This is a genomic window from Conexibacter sp. SYSU D00693 (assembly GCF_017084525.1).
GTDB lineage: Bacteria > Actinomycetota > Thermoleophilia > Solirubrobacterales > Solirubrobacteraceae > Baekduia.
The window spans coordinates 3,922,129-3,943,497 of the sequence record NZ_CP070950.1; the positions used below are offsets into that span (position 1 = coordinate 3,922,129).

The 21,369-nt window shown below is 76.8% G+C and carries 24 protein-coding genes; 18 read left to right on the top strand and 6 right to left on the bottom strand.

What is annotated here, in order from left to right; genetic code table 11:
- Positions 1 to 32: 32 nt before the first annotated feature.
- Genes JUB12_RS19380 through JUB12_RS19395 form a run of 4 tightly spaced genes read left to right on the top strand, consistent with a single transcriptional unit; the run spans position 33 to position 3,437 of the window.
- The gene (locus tag JUB12_RS19380) at positions 33 to 599 is read left to right on the top strand and encodes a hypothetical protein (RefSeq protein ID WP_205697085.1); all 567 of its coding nucleotides are present in this window, start codon (positions 33 to 35) and stop codon (positions 597 to 599) included.
- 8 nt (positions 600 to 607) lie between these two features.
- Positions 608 to 1,363 (top strand): ZIP family metal transporter, encoded by a 756-nt coding sequence (locus JUB12_RS19385; RefSeq protein ID WP_205697086.1) that lies wholly within the window; start codon positions 608 to 610, stop codon positions 1,361 to 1,363.
- Positions 1,360 to 2,274, top strand: coding sequence for a universal stress protein (locus tag JUB12_RS19390; protein WP_205697087.1), 915 nt, complete (start codon positions 1,360 to 1,362; stop codon positions 2,272 to 2,274). The genes JUB12_RS19385 and JUB12_RS19390 overlap by 4 nt, the downstream gene beginning before the upstream one ends.
- Positions 2,275 to 2,279: 5 nt before the next feature.
- On the top strand, positions 2,280 to 3,437 hold the full coding sequence (locus JUB12_RS19395; protein WP_205697088.1) for an FAD-dependent oxidoreductase: 1,158 nt from the start codon (positions 2,280 to 2,282) through the stop codon (positions 3,435 to 3,437).
- A gap of 22 nt (positions 3,438 to 3,459) precedes the next feature.
- Here JUB12_RS19395 and JUB12_RS19400 read toward each other — a convergent pair whose 3' ends face one another.
- On the bottom strand, positions 3,460 to 4,629 hold the full coding sequence (locus JUB12_RS19400) for a CdaR family transcriptional regulator (protein ID WP_205697089.1): 1,170 nt from the start codon (positions 4,627 to 4,629) through the stop codon (positions 3,460 to 3,462).
- Between the two features lie 44 nt (positions 4,630 to 4,673).
- Positions 4,674 to 5,318, bottom strand: coding sequence for a dihydrofolate reductase family protein (locus JUB12_RS19405; RefSeq protein WP_205697090.1), 645 nt, complete (start codon positions 5,316 to 5,318; stop codon positions 4,674 to 4,676).
- A 119-nt stretch (positions 5,319 to 5,437) separates the two neighbouring features.
- On the opposite strand from JUB12_RS19405, the gene JUB12_RS19410 reads away from it, so the two are divergent.
- Positions 5,438 to 6,349 (top strand): oxygenase MpaB family protein, encoded by a 912-nt coding sequence (locus JUB12_RS19410; RefSeq protein WP_205697091.1) that lies wholly within the window; start codon positions 5,438 to 5,440, stop codon positions 6,347 to 6,349.
- On the opposite strand, the gene JUB12_RS19415 is transcribed toward JUB12_RS19410, so the two are convergent.
- Positions 6,346 to 6,816: a MarR family winged helix-turn-helix transcriptional regulator gene (locus JUB12_RS19415; RefSeq protein ID WP_205697092.1), complete on the bottom strand. Its 471-nt coding sequence runs from the start codon at positions 6,814 to 6,816 to the stop codon at positions 6,346 to 6,348. The two genes, JUB12_RS19410 and JUB12_RS19415, sit on opposite strands and share 4 nt — an antisense overlap.
- Before the next feature lie 82 nt (positions 6,817 to 6,898).
- Between JUB12_RS19415 and JUB12_RS19420 the strand changes: the two genes are divergently transcribed.
- The 9 genes from JUB12_RS19420 (at position 6,899) to JUB12_RS19460 (ending at position 15,085) form a co-directional block, all read left to right on the top strand.
- Entirely contained in the window at positions 6,899 to 7,882 is a 984-nt protein-coding gene (locus tag JUB12_RS19420; RefSeq protein WP_205697093.1) for an ATP-binding cassette domain-containing protein, read from the top strand.
- Positions 7,879 to 8,637 (top strand): ABC transporter permease, encoded by a 759-nt coding sequence (locus JUB12_RS19425; protein WP_205697094.1) that lies wholly within the window; start codon positions 7,879 to 7,881, stop codon positions 8,635 to 8,637. Before JUB12_RS19420 ends, JUB12_RS19425 begins: the two co-directional genes overlap by 4 nt.
- Positions 8,634 to 9,407 (top strand): ABC transporter permease, encoded by a 774-nt coding sequence (locus tag JUB12_RS19430; RefSeq protein WP_205697095.1) that lies wholly within the window; start codon positions 8,634 to 8,636, stop codon positions 9,405 to 9,407. The genes JUB12_RS19425 and JUB12_RS19430 overlap by 4 nt, the downstream gene beginning before the upstream one ends.
- 88 nt (positions 9,408 to 9,495) lie before the next feature.
- Complete coding sequence (locus JUB12_RS19435; protein WP_205697096.1) at positions 9,496 to 10,527, top strand: MoxR family ATPase; 1,032 nt, start codon at positions 9,496 to 9,498, stop codon at positions 10,525 to 10,527.
- A complete protein-coding gene (locus tag JUB12_RS19440; RefSeq protein WP_205697097.1) occupies positions 10,524 to 11,441 on the top strand; it encodes a DUF58 domain-containing protein in 918 nt (305 codons plus the stop codon). Before JUB12_RS19435 ends, JUB12_RS19440 begins: the two co-directional genes overlap by 4 nt.
- Positions 11,438 to 12,382, top strand: coding sequence for a VWA domain-containing protein (locus JUB12_RS19445; RefSeq protein WP_205697098.1), 945 nt, complete (start codon positions 11,438 to 11,440; stop codon positions 12,380 to 12,382). The genes JUB12_RS19440 and JUB12_RS19445 overlap by 4 nt, the downstream gene beginning before the upstream one ends.
- A gap of 38 nt (positions 12,383 to 12,420) precedes the next feature.
- Complete coding sequence (locus tag JUB12_RS19450; protein ID WP_205697099.1) at positions 12,421 to 13,653, top strand: S1C family serine protease; 1,233 nt, start codon at positions 12,421 to 12,423, stop codon at positions 13,651 to 13,653.
- A complete protein-coding gene (locus JUB12_RS19455; RefSeq protein WP_205697100.1) occupies positions 13,650 to 14,609 on the top strand; it encodes a VWA domain-containing protein in 960 nt (319 codons plus the stop codon). The genes JUB12_RS19450 and JUB12_RS19455 overlap by 4 nt, the downstream gene beginning before the upstream one ends.
- Positions 14,610 to 14,824: 215 nt before the next feature.
- Positions 14,825 to 15,085 (top strand): hypothetical protein, encoded by a 261-nt coding sequence (locus JUB12_RS19460; RefSeq protein WP_205697101.1) that lies wholly within the window; start codon positions 14,825 to 14,827, stop codon positions 15,083 to 15,085.
- Between the two features lie 138 nt (positions 15,086 to 15,223).
- Here JUB12_RS19460 and JUB12_RS19465 read toward each other — a convergent pair whose 3' ends face one another.
- From JUB12_RS19465 to JUB12_RS19475, 3 genes are all read right to left on the bottom strand, one after another.
- Positions 15,224 to 16,699, bottom strand: a complete 1,476-nt coding sequence (locus JUB12_RS19465) for a cell wall metabolism sensor histidine kinase WalK (RefSeq protein ID WP_205697102.1) — start codon at positions 16,697 to 16,699, stop codon at positions 15,224 to 15,226.
- Entirely contained in the window at positions 16,700 to 17,419 is a 720-nt protein-coding gene (locus JUB12_RS19470) for a response regulator transcription factor (RefSeq protein WP_305852570.1), read from the bottom strand.
- Between the two features lie 110 nt (positions 17,420 to 17,529).
- Positions 17,530 to 18,567 carry an alpha/beta hydrolase gene (locus JUB12_RS19475; RefSeq protein WP_205697103.1) on the bottom strand — a complete coding sequence of 346 codons (1,038 nt, stop codon included), beginning with the start codon at positions 18,565 to 18,567 and terminating at the stop codon, positions 17,530 to 17,532.
- A gap of 117 nt (positions 18,568 to 18,684) precedes the next feature.
- On the opposite strand from JUB12_RS19475, the gene folE reads away from it, so the two are divergent.
- Genes folE through JUB12_RS19495 form a run of 4 tightly spaced genes read left to right on the top strand, consistent with a single transcriptional unit; the run spans position 18,685 to position 21,345 of the window.
- Entirely contained in the window at positions 18,685 to 19,248 is a 564-nt protein-coding gene (folE, locus tag JUB12_RS19480; RefSeq protein WP_205697104.1) for a GTP cyclohydrolase I FolE, read from the top strand.
- Positions 19,249 to 19,267: 19 nt separating this feature from the next.
- Entirely contained in the window at positions 19,268 to 19,903 is a 636-nt protein-coding gene (locus tag JUB12_RS19485) for a hemolysin III family protein (RefSeq protein WP_205697105.1), read from the top strand.
- A 3-nt stretch (positions 19,904 to 19,906) separates the two neighbouring features.
- The gene (locus tag JUB12_RS19490) at positions 19,907 to 20,149 is read left to right on the top strand and encodes a hypothetical protein (protein ID WP_205697106.1); all 243 of its coding nucleotides are present in this window, start codon (positions 19,907 to 19,909) and stop codon (positions 20,147 to 20,149) included.
- Positions 20,149 to 21,345 carry a PLP-dependent aminotransferase family protein gene (locus tag JUB12_RS19495; protein ID WP_205697107.1) on the top strand — a complete coding sequence of 399 codons (1,197 nt, stop codon included), beginning with the start codon at positions 20,149 to 20,151 and terminating at the stop codon, positions 21,343 to 21,345. Before JUB12_RS19490 ends, JUB12_RS19495 begins: the two co-directional genes overlap by 1 nt.
- Positions 21,346 to 21,369 lie beyond the last annotated feature (24 nt).

Sequence of the window (21,369 nt, forward strand, 5' to 3'; positions counted from 1 at the left end):
GACGAGGGCCGCGGGCGACCTACCGTCGAGCCATGGCGCATGCGCTGCTGAGCCGGACCCGCGCGTCCGCGGCGGAGCCGTGGACCACCCACCAGGAGGTCGCGGTCGCGGCCGGCAAGGCCCAGCTGGATGCGGCGCTGTGGAGCGCGGACCTCACGCGGCACCCGCTCGCCCGGGTGCTCGCGGCCATCGCCTGGCTGCCGGAGCGGCTGACCGCGCGCCGCCACGGGCCTGTCGCTCCGCCGTCGGCCACGCTCGCCGCCATGGTCGCGCCGCGCGGGCCGTGGACCCTGCTGGCCGACGACCCGAAGCACGGCGTCGAGCTGGGGCTGCTGTGGCGGGTCCCGGCGGGCGGGACGATCGTCCCGGCGTCGCAGTTCCGCGCGTTCGCCGACCCGGGCTTCGTCAAGGTCGTGTGGCGTCTTCGCCCCGTGCAGCGCGCGGGGCGGACCGTCCTGGTCAGCGAGACCTGCGCGTGGCCCACCGACGCGCGGGCGCGCCTGCGCCTCGCGCTCGTGCGGCCGGTCGTGGCCGTCCCGGCGGCCGTGCTGCGCCACCTGGTGCTGCGCGCCATCGCGCGGACGGCCGAGGCGCGCTAGGCGGTCTCGTGGAGGTCCTGCTGCTCGCCCTCGCGGCGCTCGGCACCGCCGTGGCGACGGGGCTGGGCGCGGTCCCCGTGCTCGCGCTCGGCGACCGCGTCGCCCGCTGGGCCGGGCCGCTGTGGGCGCTGGCCGGCGGGGTGATGGTCCTCGCGGCCGTCTTCGGCCTCGTCGGGCCCGAGCTCGGACACGGCCACCGGGAGGAGGTCGCGGCCGGCACCGCGGCGGGCGCGCTGGCCCTGGCGGCGGTGCGCCGGCGGCTGGCGCGACGCAGCGACGCCGTGCGCGACGGCGCGGCACGCCGCCGCCTGCTCGTCGCCGCCACCATGACCGCCCACAGCCTGCCCGAGGGGCTCGCGCTCGGCGCGGCCTGGGCGCAGGGCGGCGCGCTGGGCGCCCTGGTCGTCCTCGCGATCGCGCTGCAGAACGTCCCGGAGGGGCTCGTCGTCGCCCTGCCCATGCGCGACGGCGGGGCAGGGAGGTGGCGGACGGTCGCCGCCGCGATCGCGACGAGCCTGCCGCAGGTCCCCGGCGCCCTGGCCGCGTACGTCGCCGTCGAGCTCGCCGACCGCGTCCAGCCGGTCGCCTCCGGGCTGGCCGCCGGCGCCATGCTGGCGCTCGTCGTGCTCGAGGTGGCCCCGGCCGCCTCCGCATCTCTCCGCAGTGCGGTCCCGCGCGCTGCACGGATGGCGCGGCGTGGTGCCGACCGTAGCGTCGCCCTGCACCACGACCCCCGCCGCACCAGGAGGCAGCAGCACCCATGACCAGGCAGATCGTCGTCGCCACCCACGGGGACGACGACCCCACCCGCGACGCGCTCGCGCTGGGCGTCGACCTCGCCCGGGCCACCGGCGGCTCGCTGGTGCTCGCCGCGATCTGGTGCTCGCCCCTCGGCCCCGGTGACGCGGTGTACGAGATCGCCGTGCGCGAGGAGCTCGAACGTGAGGTCGCCGCCGTCCTGGCCGAGGTGCCCGACGACGTCCCCGCGACGGTGGAGGTGCGGGGCGCGACGTCCGTCGTCCGCGGCCTGCACCGTGTGGTGGAGGACCGTCACGCCGCCGTCCTCGTGCTCGGCCCGACGCACCTCGGCGCGCTCGGCCACGCCCTGCGCGGCGACCTCGCCGTCGCCGCGGTCCACGACGCCCCGTGTGCCGTGGCCGTCGCCCCGGAGGGCCACCGCCACCGCGTCCCCGGCGACGCACGCGACGTGGTGCTGGGCTTCGACGGCTCGACCGAGGCCGTCCTCGCGCTCGAGGACGCCGTCGACCTCGCGCGCGGCACCGGCGGCACGCTGCGCCTCGTCCACGTCGTCAGCGCGGTCTACCCCCTGGCGGCCGACGGCTGGATGACCGCTCCGGCCTACGAGCCCTGGTACGAGGACCTGCGCGCCGCCGGCGCGCGCGTCCTCGCCGACGGCGTCGCCGCGGTCGGTGACGCGGTGCCCGTCGAGACCGCCCTCGTCGACGGCCAGCCGTCGCGGGAGCTGGCCAAGGCGGCCGATGGCGGGGCCTTCGTCGTGACCGGCTCTCGCGGCTACGGCGCGCTCCGGCGGCTCGTGCTCGGCAGCACGACGGCGGGGCTCCTGCGCCGCGCGGCGGTGCCGGTGTACGTCACCCCGCGGGCCTCCCAGGTGCCCGCCCTCGACGAGGCGGCCGCGGTCGGCGCCGGGGTGTGAGGACGGTGCCCCACGACGCCCAGCGGCGCGCCATGCGCGACGCCGGTCCCGGCACCACCGGCGCCACCCTGCGCCGGGTCGTCGTGCTCGGCGGCGGCGTCGCCGGGCTCGAGACCGCCCTGGCCCTGCGCCGGCTCGCCCCCGGCGCCACCGACGTCACGCTCGTCACGCCCGCCGAGGAGTACGTCGAGATCGCCTCGACGGTCGGTGAGCCGTTCGGCCTGCCGCGCGCGCCGCGCGTTCCCATGGCCGTGGCGGCGGCACGTGCCGGCGCGGCGCTCGTGCGCGCCCGCGCGCTCGCCGTCGACCCCGACCGCCGGCAGGTGCACACCGACGACGCGGGCGTGGTGCCCTACGACGAGCTCGTGGTGGCGCTCGGCGCCCGGCGCGTCGCGACGCTCGACGACGCCGTCACCGTCGGCATCGACCCGCCGCGTGCCCTCGACGACCTGGTGCTCGACCTCATCGAGGGCTACGACCGGTCGCTCGCGGTGGTCGTGCCGCCAGGGCCCACGTGGAGCCTGCCCGCCTACGACCTCGCGCTGCTGGTGGCGCGCGAGGCGCGGACGCTGGACAAGCACGTCTGGACCATGGTGGTGACGCCCGAGGCCGAGCCGCTCGAGCTCTTCGGCCACGAGGCGTCGGCGCGCGTGCGCGGGATGCTCGACGCGGCGCGGGTCGACCTGCGCACCTCCGCGGTGGCCTCGCGGGCCCCGAGCGGCGGGCTGACGCTCTCGCCCAGCGGCGAGCGGCTCGAGGGCTGGCGCGTGCTGGCCCTGCCCGCGCTGCGCGGCCCAGCGCTGCCGGGCCTGCCCGCGACGGCCGCCGGCTTCCTGCCCGTGGACGACCGGGGCGCCGTGCGCGGCGCCCCCAGGGTCCACGCCGTCGGCGACGCCGCCGACTGGCCCGTCAAGCACGGCTCGCTGGCGGCCCAGGAGGCCGCGGTCGTCGCGCACGCCATCGCGTCGGCCGCCGGCGCGCCGGTCACGCCGCTGGCCTTCGCGCCCGTGGTCGAGGCGACCCTGATGACCGGCGAGGAGCCCCTGCACCTCCAGGCGCGACCGGCGCTGCTGGGCGCCCGCACCGAGCACGCCGGCGCCCCCGCCGACGCCGCGGCGCCCAAGGTCGCCGCTCCGCACCTCGGGGCGCTCCTGCGCGACTAGCGCACCGGTCGAGGACGTCGCCCTAGCGGTCCTGCACCACGCGCAGGACGAGCAGGGCGGCGAGGAGCTCGGCGGGACGGTCGCGCTCGTGGGTGGGAAGGAGCTCCTCGACCGCACGCAGCCGCTTGGCCACCGTGTTCTCGTGGACACCGAGGCGGGCGCTGGCGCGTCGCGGGCTGCCCTGCTCCTCCAGTACGACCAGCAGCGTCTCGGCCAGGCGCCGGACGGCCGGGTCCGGGCCGGCCAGCGGGCCGAGCGTGCGGCGGGCAAACTCGCGCGCCTGGTCGAGGTCCTTGGTGAGGAGCGCGAGCAGGGCGACGTCGGCGTAGCGCGTCGGCGCCTGCGTCCCGCGGTGCAGCAGACGCGCGACGCGTCGCGCCTCCGTCGCCTCGTGGTGGCCGCGGCGGAAGCCGCGCGGCCCGTCGGCGGGGGTGCCCAGCGCGACGGGCGCGGCGCCGACGGCCGCATCGAGGTCGAGCGTGCCCGCCGGCGCCCAGCCGGCGATGAGGCCGGCGCCGAGCGGGACCAGCAGCGCGCGCGGACCGCCGATCGCCGCGGCGGCGGTCTCCGGCACCGCCGCCTCGTCGTCGGCCCAGACGACGAACGCCTGGTGGGTCTGGCGCAGCTCGTAGCGCAGCCGCCGGCTCGCGGCCTCCGCGTCGACCGCGCCGCCCGCCAGCAGCTCCTCGACGGTGGCGCGGCGCACGGCGTCGGCGCTGCGCATCCAGCGCTCGCGCTCGACGGCGTAGCGCTCCATCACGACGGTGTTGAGCAGGTCGCCCGTGACGAACGTCGCCTCGGAGAGCTCCTCGAGCGCGCGGGCCACGTCGCCCGGGTCGGCGAGGCGCTCGCGGACCTGGCCGACCGCCCAGCGCCAGAGCGCGTGCTGGGCGACGCGGTAGGCGCGCGTCAGGTCGGCCACCGGGACGTTGCGCCGCGCGAGCTCCTGGGCGAAGGCGACCGCGGCGACGGGCGGGTCGATGTCGGTCAGGGGCGCGCCGCGCTGGCCGACCTCGACGAGCAGCGCGACGTTCGCCGCCGAGCTCGCGCGGGCGGCGTCGAGGAGGTCGGGGTCGTCGCGGAGCCCGGGCAGCGCGGCGGCGAGCTCCTCGGTGACGAGGTCGACGAGGGCGTCGAGGCCGACCTCGGCCCCCGCCACGAGGAGCGTCTGCTGCCAGGACGGCGCCGCCACGGGCCCACCCTACGCGGGGGTGGTGTGGTCGGGCCACACCCGCGTCACGCCGGGCGGCGCTGCCCTCCGACCCGGTAGCGCACGTGCGTGACGGCCGGTGAGGCGAGGACCTCGACGGGCTCCAGGACGGGATCGCCCACCCCGTGCCAGAGCGGCGCGCCGCCACTCAGCACCACGGGCGCGACGTGGAGCCACAGCTCGTCGAGCTCGCCCGCGCGCAGGACCTCCTGCACCGCCTGGCCGCCACCCACGACCATGACGTCCTGGTCGTCGGCGGCCTCGCGCGCCGCCGCCAGCGCGGCGTCGATCCCGTCGACGAAGTGGAACGTCGTCCCCGTGAGGGCCAGCGGCTCGCGCGGGTGGTGCGTGAGGACGAAGACCGGCGTGTGGAACGGGGGCTCGTCGCCCCACCAGCCCTGCCAGGCGGGGTCGAGCGGGCCGTCGCCGCCGTCCCACATCCGGCGGCCCATGATGCAGGCGCCGACCCCCGTCGTCACCCGCGCGATGACCTCGGAGTCGACGTTCTCCTCGCCGCCCTCGCGGCCGTGCTCGGCCCGCCAGGCGGCCGTGGCGAGGGCCCACTCGTGCAGGCGCTCGCCGCCCCGGCCGAGGGGCTCGTCGGGGGTGGCGTCCGGGCCGGCGACGAAGCCGTCCAGCGAGACGGAGATGTGGCAGGTGGTCTTGGGCATGGTGGATGGACCGCCGCCGCGGCGCAGACTCATCGGTCGGTGGCGCCGCCACACGCACACGGGGCGAGGTGGGGTCGCACCACACCGTCTGGCGAGGGCTCGCCGGGCATCGTCTCCCCATGGCCTCCGTGCTGCCGGACCCCGAGGAGTACGCCGCCCTCAGCCCCGAGCCGGGCGGCCCGGTCTGGCGCGCGTTCAACGACGTGCGGATGCTCTCGACGTCGGGCTACGCGACGCTGCTGCAGGTCGCCCACCCGACGGTCGGCGCCGGCGTCCACCACCACTCGTCGTTCACCAAGGACCCGTGGGGTCGCCTGCTGCGCACGCTGGACTACGTCCACGGGACGATCTACGGCGGGCCGGAGCTCGCGGGGACGATCGGGCGCCGGGTGCGCGAGCTGCACCGGACGATCCGTGGCACGAAGGCCGACGGCGGGCGCTACTCGGCCATGGAGCCGGGGGCCTTCGCGTGGGTCCACGCGACGCTCGCGCTGGCGATCGTCCGCGGCCGCGACGTCTTCGCCACGCCGATGACGCCGGCCGAGAAGGACGAGCTGTGGACGGAGTGGCTGGGCGTGGGCCGGCTCATCGGGGTGCGCGAGCGCGACCTGCCGCGCGACTGGGCGGGCGCCGAGGCCTACCTGGCGCGGACGATCCGCGAGGAGCTCGAGTGGACGCCGGCGGTCCCCGAGGTGCTCGACACGATCGCCCACGCCAAGCCGCCGAACGTGCCCGGTCTGCCGCCCGCGGTGTGGCGGGCGATGCGCGTCCCCCTGGCGGTGCAGCTGCGCGCGACCACGGTCGGCCTGCTGCCCGACGAGCTGCGCGACCGCCTCGGCCTCACGTGGTCCCGGCGCGAGCGCGCGGCGTTCGCGGCGGTGGCGTCGGTCTCGCGCGCGTCGGGCCCCGCGGTGCGGGGGCCGCTCGCGAACTTCGGGCCGAACTACGTGCGCTGGCGCCGCGAGGCGCTGGCCCGCGGCGACGTCGCACGGGCCGGGTCGGTGCAGCGGTCGCGGGCCGCCGCGGCCTAGGCCGCCGCGTCCTCGCCCGACGCCGCCGCGTGGCGGTCGACCGCGAGGCGCAGGAGCCCGTGGAGCTGTGCGGCCTCGTCGGCGGTGAGGTGCTGGAGGTGCGGCGGGGCGGGGCGCATGGCCTCGCGGAAGCGGGCCTGGAGCTCGCGCCCCTTCGCGGTCAGCGCGACGCAGCGTGCGCGGCGGTCGCCCGGGGCGGGGACGCGCTCGGCCACGCCGATCGCCTCGAGCCGGTCGACGACGCCCGTCAGCGAGGAGTTGTCGCAGTGCATGTGCGCCGCGAGCTCGGACATCGTCGGCGGGCGCTCCGCGTCGAGGACCCCGAGGGCCATGCCCTGCATGGGGGTGAGCCCGAAGTCGCTGATGATCTTCCAGCGGCGCGACTTGTCGGCCTGGAAGACCTGCCAGACGAGCGCCCAGGCGTCCTCGGCCGTGGGCTGCGTCGCGGGCCGCTCCTGCGTCGCCATCTCGACCAGGCATTCTACCAGCGCAATCATCCGCGTCCAAGATGTTGGACATCACCCAAGTTCCGTAGTACGGTGCTTCGCCATGGCCGACCACCACGGCATCGACGTCGATGACCTGCAGCGCTCCTTCAAGGCGGTCCGCGCCGTCGACGGCATCTCCTTCTCCATCGCGCCGGGCGAGGTCTTCGGCTTCCTCGGGCCCAACGGCGCGGGCAAGTCGACGACCGTCCACATGCTCACGACGCTGCTGCCGCCGTCGGGCGGCCGGGCGACCGTCGGCGGGTTCGACGTCGCCAAGCAGGGGGCCGAGGTCCGCAAGGTCATCGGCGCCGCGCTCCAGGAGGCGGCGCTCGACCCGCTGCTCACCGGCCGCGAGCACCTGCGCCTGCAGACCGCCCTGCAGGGCCTGCCCAAGGGCGACCGCAAGCGCCGCGCCGAGGAGCTGCTGGACCGCGTCGGGCTCGCCGAGGCGGCCGACCGCCGCGTGGGCGGCTACTCGGGCGGCATGAAGCGCCGGCTGGACCTCGCGCTCGCGCTGGTCCATCAGCCGCGCATCCTCTTCCTCGACGAGCCGACCACCGGGCTGGACCCGCAGTCGCGCGCCGACCTGTGGGACGAGGTCGAGCGCCTCGCGCGCGAGGAGGGCGTGACGGTCTTCCTGACCACGCAGTACCTCGAGGAGGCCGACGCGCTGGCCCAGCGCATCGCGATCATCAACCGCGGGCGGATCGTCGCCGAGGGCACGCCGGAGGCCCTGAAGGCCGAGGTCGGGCTGCCGACGCTCGAGGTCGCCCCCGCCGACGAGGCCCAGCTCGACCGCCTCACCGAGGTGCTGCGCGCCTTCGGCGCGCCGTCGAGCGCCCAGCCGGGCAAGGCCGCGGTCCTGCTCGAGCGCGGCGCCGACGGGATGGCCGACGTGGTGCGCCGCCTCGACGTCGAGGGCATCGCGCTGGCGACGTTCGAGCTGCACGCGCCGACGCTCGACGACGTCTTCCTGGCCAAGACCGGTGCGCGGCTGACCGAGGAGGCCGACGCGCCCGCGCCCGCCGAGGAGGTGGCGGCGTGACGGGCGACCTCGCCCGCCGGTCGGTCATGCGCACCCTGCGCCAGCCGGCGAACATCATCCCGACCATCGTCTTCCCGATGGTCCTCGTGGCGGTCAACGCCGAGGGCCTGGACGCGGCGACGAAGATCCCCGGCTTCCCGGCCGACTCCTACCTGGACTTCGGCATCGCGGTGCCGTTCGTGCAGGGCGGGCTCTTCGCGATGATGAACGCCGGGACCGACCTGGCCAACGACGTGGAGGGCGGCTTCCTCAAGCGCCTCGCGCTCACGCCGGTGAGCCGCCTCGCCCTGCTGGGCGGTCAGCTCGCCGGCGTCGTCCTGCTGTCGTTCCTGGCGGCGGTCTTCTACCTCGTCATCGGAGCGATCGCCGGCGTCGACCTGCAGACCGGCTTCGGCGGGGCGCTCGTGCTGATCGCCCTGGCGATCGGCCTGGGCATGGCCTTCGCGTCCTTCGGCGCGTTCATCGGGCTGCGCACGGGGTCCGGCCAGGCGGTGCAGGGCTTCTTCCCGCTGTTCTTCGTCCTGCTGTTCCTGTCGAGCGCGAACATGCCGCGCCCGCTGATCGAGCAGGACTGGTTCCGGACCATCGCGACCTGGAACCCGGTCAGCTACCTGGTCGAGGGGGTGCGGTCGCTGATCATCACCGGCTGGGACGGCGCCGCGCTGTGGAAGGCGGCGGTGATCATCGTCGTCGCCACGGCGGTGGGGACCTACGGCGCCACGCGCGCCCTGCGCACGGCGATGGTGCGCACGTGAGCGGCTTCTGGTCCACCGCACGCGGCATCGCGTGGCGCGGCCTGCACCTGACGTACACCAACCCGCCGCTGCTGCTGCCGACGATCATCTTCCCGCTGTTCTTCTACGTGGCGTTCGCGGGCGGCCTGTCGAGCGTCGGCGACGTGCCCGGGTTCGACTACCCCGCCGGCTACGACACCTTCCAGTTCACCTTCGTGCTGCTGCAGGCCGCGGCGTTCGGCGGCGTCTTCAGCGGCTTCGGGATCGCGTCGGACTTCGAGCGCGGCTTCGGCCGGCGGCTGCTGCTGGCCTCGCCGCGGCGCGAGGCGATCGTCGTCGGCTACGCGATGAGCGCGCTCGGGCGCTTCGCGGTCACCGGCACGGCGCTCACCGTCGTCGCGCTGGCCACCGGGATGCGGCCGACCGGCTCGGTCGGCGAGTACCTCGCGATGGCGCTGCTCGCGGCGCTCGTGTGCATCGCCGCCGCGTGGTTCGCCGCGGGCGTGGCCATGCGGCTCAAGACGATCCAGGCGGGCCCGGCGATGCAGATGCCGGTCTTCCTGACGCTGTTCCTCGCGCCGGTGTTCGTCCCGCTCGACCTCGTCGGCGGGTGGGTGCACAGCGTCGCGACGGTCAACCCGGTGACGGCGCTGCTCGAGGGCGGCCGCGACCTGCTGGCCGGTGAGCACCTCGACGCGCTGCTCGTGTTCGGGCTCGCGCTGGCGCTCGTCGTGCTGTTCTCGCTCTGGGCCCTGCGCGGACTGCGCGCGGCCGAGCGCACCGGCGGCTAGCGGACGTCATGCGGGCGTAAGCCCGCACTCAGCAAGCTCTTGGGTGCGGTTCAGGCTGCGCTGACCGACGCGTCGGACAGTGCGTGCCATGCCCCCGCACCACCATGACGACGACGCGGTCTTCGCCGCGAGCCGGCGGCCCGAGGCGGCGCGCCGCGCGCTCCACGAGGTGCTGCACGAGGTCCAGCGCACCGTGGTCGGCCAGGACGACCTGCTCGAGCGGCTGCTCGTCGCGGTCCTCACCGGCGGCCACGTGCTGCTCGAGGGCGTGCCGGGCCTCGCGAAGACCCTGACCGTCCGCACGCTGGCCCAGACCGTCGGCGGCTCGTTCGGGCGCATCCAGTTCACGCCCGACCTCGTGCCGAGCGACGTCGTGGGCACCCGCGTGCTGCGCCCCGGCGCCACCGGCTTCGACGTCGAGCTCGGGCCCGTCTTCTGCCACTTCCTGCTGGCCGACGAGGTCAACCGCGCGCCGGCGAAGGTCCAGTCCGCGCTGCTCGAGGTCATGCAGGAGCGCCAGGCGACGATCGCCGGCGTCAGCCACCACGTGCCCGAGCCGTTCCTCGTCCTCGCCACGCAGAACCCGGTCGAGTCCGAGGGCACCTACCCGCTGCCCGAGGCCCAGACCGACCGCTTCCTCATGAAGCTCGTGGTCGACTACCCCGACGCGGCCGACGAGGTCGACGTGGTCGGGCGGTCGCTGGTGCAGCAGGCCCCGACGCGCGAGCAGCTGACGCTCGAGGAGCTCGAGGCGGTCTCGGCGCTCGCGCGCGAGGTCCACGTCGACCGGCGCGTCATCGGCTACGCCGTGTCGCTGGCCGAGGCGACGCGCTTCCCGGCCCGCCACGGGCTGCAGGACCTCGAGCGGCTGGTGGCGCTCGGCGCGAGCCCGCGCGGGCCGCTGGGCCTCGTCCACGCGGCGCGGTCGCTCGCGCTGCTGCGGGGCCGCGGGCACGTGCGCGCCGAGGACGTCGCGGACCTCGCGGCCGACGTGCTGCGCCACCGCATCACCCCGACCTACGAGGCGCTCGCGGAGGGCGTGCGGGCCGACGACGTGCTCGCGCGCGTCCTCGATGCCGTCCCGCGGCCGGCGGCCTCCGACCTGCGCATCGCGGCGTGAGCGGCGGGGAGCCCGCCCTCGAGCTCGTCCCGCCCGCCGCGGCGCAGGGCCCCGGTCCGCTGCCACCGGCGGTGGTCGACCGCCTCGCGCTCGTGCTGTCGCGGCGCGTCGCCGGCCTGGTGACGGGCGAGGCGCGCGCGTTCGGCCTCGGCACGGGCACGGAGCTCGAGCAGCTGCGCCCCTACCAGGACGGCGACGACGTCCGGCGGCTGGACCCGGCGGCGACCGCACGCACCGGCGTGCCGCACGTGCGCCTGCACGTCCCCGAGCGGGCGCTGTCGACGTGGCTGGTGGTGGACGTGTCGCCATCGATGGCGTTCGGCACCGCCGAGCGGCTGAAGGCCGACGTCGCGGCGGGCGCGGCCCGGGTGCTGGGAGACGTGGCGCTGCGCCACGCCGGCCGGCTCGCGGTCGTCGCCTGCGGCGGGGCGGAGCCGCGCGTGCTGCCGGCCCGCGGCGGGCGCGAGGCGCTCGCCGGCCTGCTGCAGCTGCTCGACGCGGGCGTCGTCCCCGACGGTGCTGGGCGCGCGGACGCGCTGGGCGACGCGCTGCGGCGCGTGGCGGTGCGGGCGCGCCGTCCCGGCCTGGTCTGCGTCGTGTCGGACTTCGCGCAGCCCGCCGCCCTGCGGGCGCCGCTGGCCGCGCTGGCGCGCCGGCACGCGCTGCTGGCCGTCGAGGTGCGCGACCCGCGTGAGCTCGAGCTGCCCGTGCGCGGGCGGCTGGCGGTGGTCGACCCCGAGACCGGCGAGCACCACGAGGTGCTCGTCGACGACGGGGTGCGTGAGCGCTTCGCCGCGGCGGCCGCCGCCGAGCGCCGGGAGGTCGCCGACCTCCTGCGCGCGCTCGGCGCGTCGCACGTGGCGCTGGACACCGACGGTCAGTGGCTCACCGCACTGGGTCGGGGGCTCGCGTGAGCTTCGCGTCCCCGCTGTGGCTGCTGGCGCTCCTGGCGGTGCCCGCCCTGGGGTGGCTGTCGGTGGTGGCGGCGCGCCGTCGCCGGCGCTTCGCGGTGCGCTTCCCGGCGGCGGGGCTGCTGGTCGCGGTCGCGGGCCGGCAGCCCGCGTGGCGCCGTCGGGCGCCCGGGGCGCTCGTCCTGGCGGGCATCGCGGCGCTGGCGCTGGCGCTCGCGCGGCCGCAGGCGACGGTGGCGGTGCCGGTCGAGCAGGCGTCGATCCTGCTGGTGACCGACACGTCGCGGTCGATGCTGGCCGACGACGTCTCGCCCTCGCGCCTGGCCGCCGCGCAGGCCGCGGCGCGCGACTTCGTCTCCGACGTGCCCGACACGGTCAGGGTCGGCCTCGTCTCCTACAGCGACGCGGCGGCGGTCACCCAGGCGCCGACGACCGACCGCGCCGCGCTGGGCGCCGCGATCGACGGCCTGGCCGCCGACGGCGGGACCGCGACCGGCGAGGCCCTGCGACTCGCGGTCGACACGCTGCGCCCGAGCGGCTCGCGGGCGCGGGTGCCCTCGGCGGTCGTCCTGCTCTCGGACGGCGCGACGACGGTCGGGCGCGACCCGGTCGGCGTGGCGCGCGCCGCGCGGGCCGCGGGCGTGCCGGTCTACACCGTCGCGCTGGGCACCGAGAGCGGGACGATCGACAGCCCCGACGGCCGCGGCCCGGTGCTCGTGCCGCCGGACCCCGAGACCCTCGCGCGGATCGCCGAGACCTCGGGCGGCGAGGCGTTCTCCGCCCAGGACGCCGACGCGCTGCACGGCGTCTACGAGCGGCTGGGCTCGCGCCTGGGCCGCAAGCGCGAGCGGCGCGAGATCACCGCCGGCTTCGCCGCGGGCGGCCTGCTCCTCCTCGGCTCGGGCGTGGTGGCCGGCATCCGCCGCCGCCCCGCCCTGGCCTGACCCCTCCTCCTCCCACGACGACAAGGACCCCCCTCACCATGAGCACCACCACCCCCTCCAGCGACCGCGAGCCGCTGTGGGCCGGCGAGTACCGCGACCGCGTGGATGACGCCCCCGCGGGTGACGGCGCCGCCGCTGGCGCACCCACCGCCGTCCACCCGCCGCGCGCCGCCGGCGCCGGCCGGCGCGCGGGCCACGGCCGGCGCGTCGCCGTGGGCGCCGCGGTCGCCGTCGCGGCCGGCGTCGCGGCCGGCGTCCTCGGCGTCTCGATCCTCGGCGGCGGCGAGGACCCGTCGTCCTCGTCGGCCCGGGCCGGCACCGCCGCGCCGCTGTCGGCCTCGACGTCGCCGGCCCCGCAGGGCACCGTCGCGTCCGTCGTGGCCAAGGCGAGCCCGGCCGTCGTGTCCGTGCGCACGTCGAGCGGCGAGGGCACCGGCTTCCTGCTGGACCGCGAGGGCACGATCGTCACCAACGCGCACGTCGTCGGCGACGCCCAGACCGTCCGGGTGCAGTTCGGCGAGGACGGCGAGCGCGCCACGGGCCGGGTGCTCGGCAGCGACCCGTCGAGCGACCTCGCCGCCGTGCAGATCCCGACGTCGGCGGCGTCGGGCGTGACGCCCCTGCCGCTGGCGGCGGACTCGACCGTGCGCGTCGGCGCGCAGGTCGTCGCCATCGGCAACCCGTTCGGCCTGGACCGCACCGCGACGTCGGGCATCGTCTCGGCGACCGGGCGGTCGATCGAGGCGCCCAACGGCTTCTCGATCTCCGACGCGATCCAGACCGACGCGCCGATCAACCCCGGCAACTCGGGCGGCCCGCTGCTCGACGCGGCCGGGCGCGTCATCGGCGTGAACTCCCAGATCGCGACGTCCGGCGCGGGCGGCGGCAACGTCGGCGTCGGCTTCGCGGTCCCGTCGAGCCTCGTGCAGCGGATCGTCCCGTCGCTCAAGACGGGCACGGCCATCGCGCGGCCCTACCTCGGCGTCTCGACGGGCGAGACCGCCTCGGGCGCCGGGGCGCAGGTCGCCTCCGTCGAGCAGGGCGGGCCGGCGGACGACGCGGGGCTGGAGGTGGGCGACGTCGTGACCTCGGTCGACGGCACGGCGGTCAGCGAGCCCGACGACATCGCCGCGGCGATCGCCCGCAAGGCGCCCGGGGACCGGGTGACGGTGCAGGTCCGCCGTGGCGGCGGGTCGCAGGCCGTCGACGTGGAGCTCGGCACGCGCCCGGCGCAGGCCTCCTCCGCCACGCCGTCGCCGGGCACGCCGTGAGCTTCGCCAGTCCCTGGCTGCTCCTCGCGCTGCTGGCCGTCCCGCCGGCGCTGTGGGCCTACGTGGTCCGCAGCCGCCGGGAGGGGCGGGCCGCGGCGGCGTTCGTGACGCGGCCGCTGCGCGCGTCGGTCCAGCCGCGCCGCGCGCGGTGGCGCCGCCACCTGCCGGCGGGCCTGTTCGGGCTCGCGCTCACGGCGCTGCTCGTCGCCCCGGCCCGGCCGCAGGCGAAGGTCGAGGTCCCGGCCGAGCAGGCGACGATCGTCCTGGCGACGGACGTCTCGGGCTCCATGCAGGCGCGGGACGTCGCGCCGTCGCGGCTGGCCGCGGCCCGCTCGGCGGCCAAGGCCTTCGCGAGCGACGTGCCCGAGCAGATCCGCCTCGCGGTCGTGGCGTTCAACCACACGCCGTCGGTCCTGCAGGCGCCGACGACCGACCGCGCCGCGGTCGAGGACGCGCTGGACCGGCTGAAGCCCAGCGGCGGCACGGCGACGGGCGACGCGCTCCAGGCCTCGCTCGACCTCCTGCCCGCCCGGAGCGGCACCGGCGGCAAGCGCGCGCCGCAGGCGGTCGTCCTGCTCTCGGACGGCACGAGCACCCGCGGGCGAGACGTGCGCACGGTCGCGGCGCGGGCCAAGGAGCTCGGCGTCCCGGTCTCCACCATCGCCCTCGGCACCGCGACCGGCACGATCCAGGTCACCGACCGCCACGGCACCACCCGGACGGAGGCCGTCCCGCCCGACCCGGCCACCTTGGCGCAGGTCGCGAGGACCACCGGCGGCGAGGCGTTCCGCACCGCCGACGCCAAGGCGCTGTCCGCGGTCTACGACCGCCTCGGCTCGCAGCTCGGCCGCAAGACCGAGACCCGCGAGCTCACCCAGGGCCTCGCCGGCGCGGCCATGCTCCTCGCGCTCGCCGGCAGCCTCCTCTCCCTCCGCTGGTTCAGGAGCCCCGCATGACCCTCTGGTCCGGCCCCCGCGAGCCGCAGCGCTCGGGGTCAGACCCCGTCGCATCGGTGCCAGGGCATGTCGCATCCGGTGGGCGCTCGGGGTCAGACCCCGTCGCATCGGTGCCAGGGCATGTCGCATCTGCGGGGCGCTCGGGGTCAGACCCCGTCGCATCTGCCGGGCGCTCGGGGTCAGACCCCGTCGCACGGCGGGGGAGGGGTGTCGTGATGGTCGTCGCGGCGGCTGCGGCGGCGTTCGCGGTCTCGTTCGCCGGCCAGGCGCTCCTCGGCGGCGGCGACGAGCCCGTCAGCCGGACGCTGCCCGCGTCGCAGGTGCAGTCGCTGGACGGCGTGCCGGGCGTGCCCGCCTCACCGGAGGACGAGGACCAGCTCGTCGAGCCCGGGATCCCGAGCGAGGAGCGGCGCAACGGCGCGCCGCCGTGGGGTGGCCCGGACCGCGGCCCCTGGGGCGGCGGCTTCGGCCCCTGACCGGCAGGCGTCTGACACCTGTCGCCCCGGCAAGCGTGTGACGTCCGTCCCCGGCAAGCGTCTGACACCTGTCGTCCCGGCGGGCGTCCGACACCTGTCGCCCCGGCAGGCGTCTGGCACCTGTCACCCCGGCAGGCGTCAGACGCCTGCAGGATGGGCGGGGAGGGTGATCGTGAAGACCGCGCCGCCGTCCGTCGCGTTGCCGGCCCGGACCGTCCCGCCGTGGGCCTGGACGATGCCGGCGACGATGGCGAGGCCGAGGCCGGCGCCCGCGGGGCCGCGCTCACGGCCGCGCTCGCCCTGGGCCCGCCAGAAGCGCTCGAACAGGGCGTCGGCGTCATCGGTCGGCAGGCCCGGGCCGTGGTCGCGGACGCGCAGCTCGACCGTCTCGTCGCCGCCCCGCACCCCGACCTCGACCCGCGTCCCCGGCGGGGTGTGGACGACGGCGTTGCGCAGGAGGTTGGCCAGGACCTGGCGCAGCTGGTGCTCGTCGCCCAGGACGATCGCCGCGCCCTCGTCGGCGACCTCCACCGGCCGCGTCGGGTCCACGGCGCGCGCGTCGTGCGCGGCGTCCTCGGCCAGCACGGCGAGGTCGACCGGCGCGCGCTCGGCGTCGCGCACCTCGTCGAGGCGCGCCAGGGTCAGGAGGTCCTCGACCAGGACCCCCATCCGCGCCGCCTCGTCCTCGATGCGCGACATCGCCTTCTCGGTGTCGGCCGCGTCGCGCGCCGCGCCCATGCGGAAGAGCTCGGCGTAGCCACGGATCGACGCCAGCGGCGTGCGCAGCTCGTGCGACGCGTCGGCGATGAACTGGCGCAGGCGCTGCTCGCTGGCCTCCCGCTGCGCGAACGCCGCCTCCAGGCGCTCGAGCATCGCGTTGAGCGCCAGGCCGAGCCGGCCGACCTCCGTCCGCGGCTCCGCCGGGGCGACCCGGCGCGAGAGGTCGCCCGCCGCGATCGCGCCGGCCGTCGCGCCGATGCGGTCCAGCGGCCGCAGGCCCACACGCACGACGAACCACCCCGCGACGCCGAGCACCACGAGCACCCCGACGACCACGATCGCCAGGACGAGCCGGAGGCGGTCGAGCGTCCGGTCGTTCTCGCTCAGCGGCACCGCCACGACGACCGTGCCCGGCTGGTCGGGCGCCGCGGTCGCCAGCGCGCGGAAGCGCACGCCGCGGTCGCCCTGCGCGGGGACCGTGACGAGCTCGCCCTCGGGCAGGTCGGCCGGCAGGTCGGGCGCCACGACGTCGGACGCGTCGGTGTAGCCCGACACGCCGCCGCCCAGGACCCGGCCCTTCGCGTCCCGGCGCTCGGCGTACGTCCCCGACGGCAGGTTCACGGGACCGGCGCCCGGCGGGCCGCCGCCGCCCGGGCCGAACCCCCGGCCCTTGCCGGGACCGAATGGCCCGAACCCGCCGCCCCCGTAGCCGGGCACCGAGATGCCCTGCGCGTCGAGCAGCCGATCCGCGAAGGTCGGCGCCGCGCGGACCTGCTCGTCCACCCGGTCCTGGAGGAAGCTGCGCTGCTCGGCGTACGTGATCGCCGCCAGCAGGACGAGCCCCGCCGCCGCGACCAGCAGCAGGCCCGCGACCAGCCGGGTGCGCAGGGACACCTAGGTCCTCGGCGCGCGCAGCGCGTAGCCCACGCCGCGGCTCGTGTGGATGAGCGACGGCCCGTGGGCGTCGAGCTTCTTGCGCAGGTAGGAGATGTAGGTCTCGAGCACGCGGGCGTCCCCGCCGAAGTCGTACTCCCAGACGTGGTCGAGGATCTGCGCGCGCGTGAGCACCCGCCGTGGGTTGCGCATGAGGTAGCGCAGCAGCCGGAACTCCGTCGCCGTCAGCTCGATGAGCTCGCCGGCGCGCGTGACCTCGCGCGTGTCCTCGTCGAGCTCGACGTCCTCGAAGCGCAGGACGCTCGTCTCGGCCGCCGCCCGGCCGGTGCGGCGCAGGACGTTGCGCACCCGCGCCACGAGCTCCTCGAGGCTGAACGGCTTGGTGACGTAGTCGTCGCCGCCCATGGTCAGCCCGCGCAGCTTGTCCGAGCTGTCGTCGCGCGCGGTGAGGAAGACGATCGGCGTCTCGTCGCGCCGGTCGCGCAGCCTGTCGGCGACGTCGAAGCCCTCCATGTCGGGCAGCATCACGTCGAGGACGAGGAGGTCGGGGCGCAGCCGCTCGGCCGCCGCCAGGGCGCTCGCGCCGTCGCCCGCCGTCTCGACCGAGAAGCCGTGGAAGCGCAGCGCCATCGCGACCACGTCCGCGATGTTGGGCTCGTCGTCGACGACGAGGATGCGGTGGCTGGCGGGCTGCTGGTCGGTCATCGGCACTTCGAGCATCGGTCCCGACCCTGGGAACCACCTGGGAGTGTCGGGGATGCCGCGTGCGCGCGTACCGCCCGCGACCCGCGCGGGCGCCGAGCGCGCCGCCGCGACGCTCGCCGCCCGCCCTAGAAGCCGCGCGCCACGAGCCAGTCCCCGACCGTCGCCCGGAAGGCCGGCGACGTGCGGCCGAGCGTCATCGCGTGGCCCGTGCGCGGCAGCGTGACCTGCGTGACGTCCTGGCTGCCGAGGAACAGCGCGCGCTCGAGCGGCCCGGCGGGCGGCGGGAACAGCGCGTCGTTGGCGCCGTGGGCCAGCAGGACCGGGACCTCGATCGTCCCGTTGCGCAGGACGTCGAGGACGATCGCCGGGATCGCCGACGAGGTGTCGCCGCACGGGTCGGGCGCGCGCCGCGCGGTCACGGCGTCGGCCACCGCGGGGTCGACGTCGAAGAGGTGCCCCGCGCGGAAGTCCGCCGCGGTCGCCCCGAACCACGCCCTGCCGTCGGGCCGCGGGAAGAGCAGGCAGTCCAGCGTGTTGCGGGTGAACGTCGCGTAGGTCAGCAGGCTCGAGCCGAGGTTGCTCAGGCCGGCCACCACGAGCGCGTCGACGTCGCGGTAGGTCGCCGCCGCCACCTCGACCATGAAGCCGCCCAGCGAGTGGCCCACGAGCGCGACCTTCGAGAACGACGGCGGCGCGCCGAAGCCCACCGTGTAGGACCCGCGGCGCAGCTGCTGGACGACCTGGTGCAGGTAGTCGGCCTCGGACCCGATGCAGACGCTCTTGCCGTACGGCCGCCCGCTTGCGCCGTAGCCCAGCCGGTCGACCACGACGGAGACCAGTCCGCGCTCGTCGGCCTGCTGGCGGGCGTAGTCGTAGCCCGGCACGGCCTTGAAGTTCCAGAAGAACTCGCCGTAGGCCAGCCCGTGCGCGTAGAGCGCGACGGCGCCGGGGTCCGGCGACGTCAGCCTCTCCGCCGGCCCCACGAGGTGCCCGCGCAGGGCGTAGGTGCGCCCGTCGGCCGGGCACGGCACGCCCGACGTGTTCGTGTTGCGCACCTGGAAGGTGACGGGGACCTCCACGGTGGCGGCGCTCGCCGCGGCCGGCGCGGCGCAGGCGGCCGCGAGCAGCGCGGCGAGGGCGGGGAGCAGGCGACGGCGCAGCATGGCCGCAGCCTCGTCCGTCGCCGGACCGCGCGCTGGGCGCCCACCACAGACGAGGACGCACCGCTTCGTGGATCTTCGGCCCGGACCCCACCCGCGCGAACGCGGCAGGATGGGCGGATGCCGGACGACCAGCCCATCGACCTGGACGCCGCGCAGGCCGCGGCGGGCGACCTGCTGCGCGCGCTGGGCGCCGACCTCGACGACGAGAGCCTGCGCGAGACGCCGCGGCGGGTGGCCCACGCCTACGCCGAGCTGCTGACGCCCAAGCCCTTCAACGCCACGACGTTCCCCAACGACGAGGGCTACGACGAGCTGGTCATCGCGCGCGGCATCCCGTTCCACTCGCTGTGCGAGCACCACATGCTCCCGTTCCACGGCGTCGCCCACGTCGCGTACCTGCCGGGCGAGCGGATCATCGGCCTGTCCAAGCTCGGCCGCCTCGTCGAGCTCTACGGCCGGCGCCTGCAGGTCCAGGAGCGGATGACCGTCCAGGTCGCCAAGTGGCTCGAGGAGCACCTCAGCCCGCGCGGCGTCGGCGTCGTCCTCGAGGCCGAGCACCTGTGCATGTCGCTGCGCGGCGTGCAGAAGCCGGGGACGACGACCGTCACCTCGTGCCTGCTGGGCCTCGTGCGCGAGGACGCGCGCACCCGCGAGGAGTTCCTCTCCCTCGCTCGCCGCTGAGGTGCCACCATGCAGGGCGATGGACGCCCTGGACATCCCCCGTCTGCGCGGGGCGCTGCACCTCTGGTCCGCCGCCCCCGCCGCCGCGGCCGCGATCACGCTGCTGGTCCTCGCCCCGCACCCCGACGCCCGCGCGGCCTGCGCGGTCTACGGCGTCGGGCTCGTCGCGCTCTTCGCCGGCAGCGCGCTGTACCACCGCTGGCCGGGCGACCTGCGCTGGAAGCCGCTGCTGCGGCGGATCGACCACTCGACGATCTTCGTCTTCATCGCGGCGAGCACGACGCCGCCCGCCGTCCTGCTGCTCGACGGCACGGCGCGCACCGGCGTCCTGCTCGCGGTCTGGCTCGGCGCGGCCGCCGGCGTCCTGCTCAGCGTCGCCTGGATCGACGCGCCGCGCTGGCTGCAGACCGCCTGCTACCTCGCGCTCGGCTGGGCCGCCGTCTCGGTGATGGACGACCTCTTCTCCGCGGGCGGCGTGGCCGTCGGCGTGCTGTTCGTCACCGGCGGCGTGCTGTACTCGGCCGGCGCGATTGCCTACGCCCTGCAGCGGCCCGACCCGTGGCCGAGCGTCTTCGGCTACCACGAGGTCTTCCACCTCCTCGTCACCGCCGCCGCGGTCGTGCACTACGTGGCCATCGCCCTCGTGGTGCTCTAGCCGATGCTCTCGAACGCCTTCTCGATCCTCACGCTGGTCGTCGGCGTCGTGGGCATCGCCGGGATCATGTGGGCGTTCCGCAACGGCGACCGCGATCGCGTCCATGAGGACGACGCGCGCACGTTCTACGAGGAGCACGGCCACTGGCCCGACGAGACGCCCGAGCAGGCCGCCGCCGAGCGCGCGCGGCTGGCGCGCGTCACGGCGCCCGCGGTCGCCCAGCCCGACGAGCAGGGTCGCGTCTGATGGGCCTCGACGCCCGTGCGAGCGCCGTCCCGCCGGCGCCGGTCGCCAGCCGCCTGGCCGGCGTGCGCTCGTCCCCGGTGCGCGACCTGCTGGCTCTCACGCGCCGGCCGGACGTCGTGTCCTTCGCGGGCGGTCTGCCGGCTCCCGAGACCTTCGACTGCGACGGCCTGCGCGAGGCGTTCGCCGCCGCGCTCGAGCACCGCGCCACGCTGCAGTACGGCACGACCGAGGGCGACCCGGAGCTGCGCGCGCTGCTCGCCGCCCGCACCACGGCGCGCGGCGTCCCCTGTCACCCCGACGACGTCCTGGTCACCGCGGGCTCGCAGCAGGGCCTGACGCTCCTGGCCACCGTCCTGCTCGAGCCCGGCGACGCCGTCCTCGTCGAGGACCCCGCGTACCTCGCGGCGCTCCAGGCCTTCGGGCTGGCCGGCGCACGGCTGGTCCCCGTCGCCACCGACGACGACGGCGCCGACCCCGACGCGGTGCTCGCCGCCGCCGAGGCCACGGGCGCCAAGGCGCTCTACCTCGTCCCGACCTTCCAGAACCCGACGGGCCGAACGCTGCCGCTCGAGCGCCGCGCCGCGCTGCTGCAGGCGGCCGAGCGCGCCGGGCTCTGGGTGCTGGAGGACGACCCGTACGGCGAGCTGCGCCTCGACGGCGAGCCCGTCCCGGCGATCGCCTCGCTGCCGGGGGCCGACGAGCGCGTCGTCCTGCTCGGCTCGCTCTCGAAGGTGCTCGCGCCGGGACTGCGCATCGGCTGGCTGCGCGCGCCCGCCGGCCTGCGCGCCGCGCTGGCCGTCGCCAAGCAGGCCGCCGACCTCCACACCGCGACCGTCACCCAGGCCGCCGCCACGCAGTGGCTGCTGGCCAACGACCTCGACGCGCACCTCGAGCGCGTGCGCACGGTCTACCGCGAGCGGCGCGACGCGCTGCTGGCCGGCCTGCCCGGCGCGCTGCCGGCGGGCTCGACGTGGACCCGCCCGGCGGGCGGCATGTTCTGCTGGGTGCGCCTGCCCGACGGCGCCGACGCCCAGGCGCTGCTCCCCGCCGCCCTCGAGCACGGCGTGGCGTTCGTCCCGGGCGTGCCGTTCCACGCCGGCGAGCCCGACGCGCGGACCATGCGGCTCTCCTACTCCGAGCCGGACCCCGGGCGCATCGCGGTCGGGCTCGAGCGCCTCGCCCGCGCCCTCGCGTAGCGCGGACCCGGGCCGGTCGGGTAG

Coding starts and splice junctions, on each gene's coding strand:
- folE (WP_205697104.1), top strand. CDS start 18,685: ATGCCGGACGACCAGCCCATCGACCTGGACGCCGCGCAGGCCGCGGCG.
- JUB12_RS19450 (WP_205697099.1), top strand. CDS start 12,421: ATGAGCACCACCACCCCCTCCAGCGACCGCGAGCCGCTGTGGGCCGGC.
- JUB12_RS19420 (WP_205697093.1), top strand. CDS start 6,899: ATGGCCGACCACCACGGCATCGACGTCGATGACCTGCAGCGCTCCTTC.
- JUB12_RS19380 (WP_205697085.1), top strand. CDS start 33: ATGGCGCATGCGCTGCTGAGCCGGACCCGCGCGTCCGCGGCGGAGCCG.
- JUB12_RS19405 (WP_205697090.1), bottom strand. CDS start 5,318: ATGCCCAAGACCACCTGCCACATCTCCGTCTCGCTGGACGGCTTCGTC.
- JUB12_RS19495 (WP_205697107.1), top strand. CDS start 20,149: ATGGGCCTCGACGCCCGTGCGAGCGCCGTCCCGCCGGCGCCGGTCGCC.
- JUB12_RS19435 (WP_205697096.1), top strand. CDS start 9,496: ATGCCCCCGCACCACCATGACGACGACGCGGTCTTCGCCGCGAGCCGG.
- JUB12_RS19410 (WP_205697091.1), top strand. CDS start 5,438: ATGGCCTCCGTGCTGCCGGACCCCGAGGAGTACGCCGCCCTCAGCCCC.
- JUB12_RS19490 (WP_205697106.1), top strand. CDS start 19,907: ATGCTCTCGAACGCCTTCTCGATCCTCACGCTGGTCGTCGGCGTCGTG.
- JUB12_RS19485 (WP_205697105.1), top strand. CDS start 19,268: ATGGACGCCCTGGACATCCCCCGTCTGCGCGGGGCGCTGCACCTCTGG.
- JUB12_RS19460 (WP_205697101.1), top strand. CDS start 14,825: ATGGTCGTCGCGGCGGCTGCGGCGGCGTTCGCGGTCTCGTTCGCCGGC.
- JUB12_RS19415 (WP_205697092.1), bottom strand. CDS start 6,816: ATGGCGACGCAGGAGCGGCCCGCGACGCAGCCCACGGCCGAGGACGCC.
- JUB12_RS19390 (WP_205697087.1), top strand. CDS start 1,360: ATGACCAGGCAGATCGTCGTCGCCACCCACGGGGACGACGACCCCACC.
- JUB12_RS19470 (WP_305852570.1), bottom strand. CDS start 17,419: ATGCTCGAAGTGCCGATGACCGACCAGCAGCCCGCCAGCCACCGCATC.
- JUB12_RS19475 (WP_205697103.1), bottom strand. CDS start 18,567: ATGCTGCGCCGTCGCCTGCTCCCCGCCCTCGCCGCGCTGCTCGCGGCC.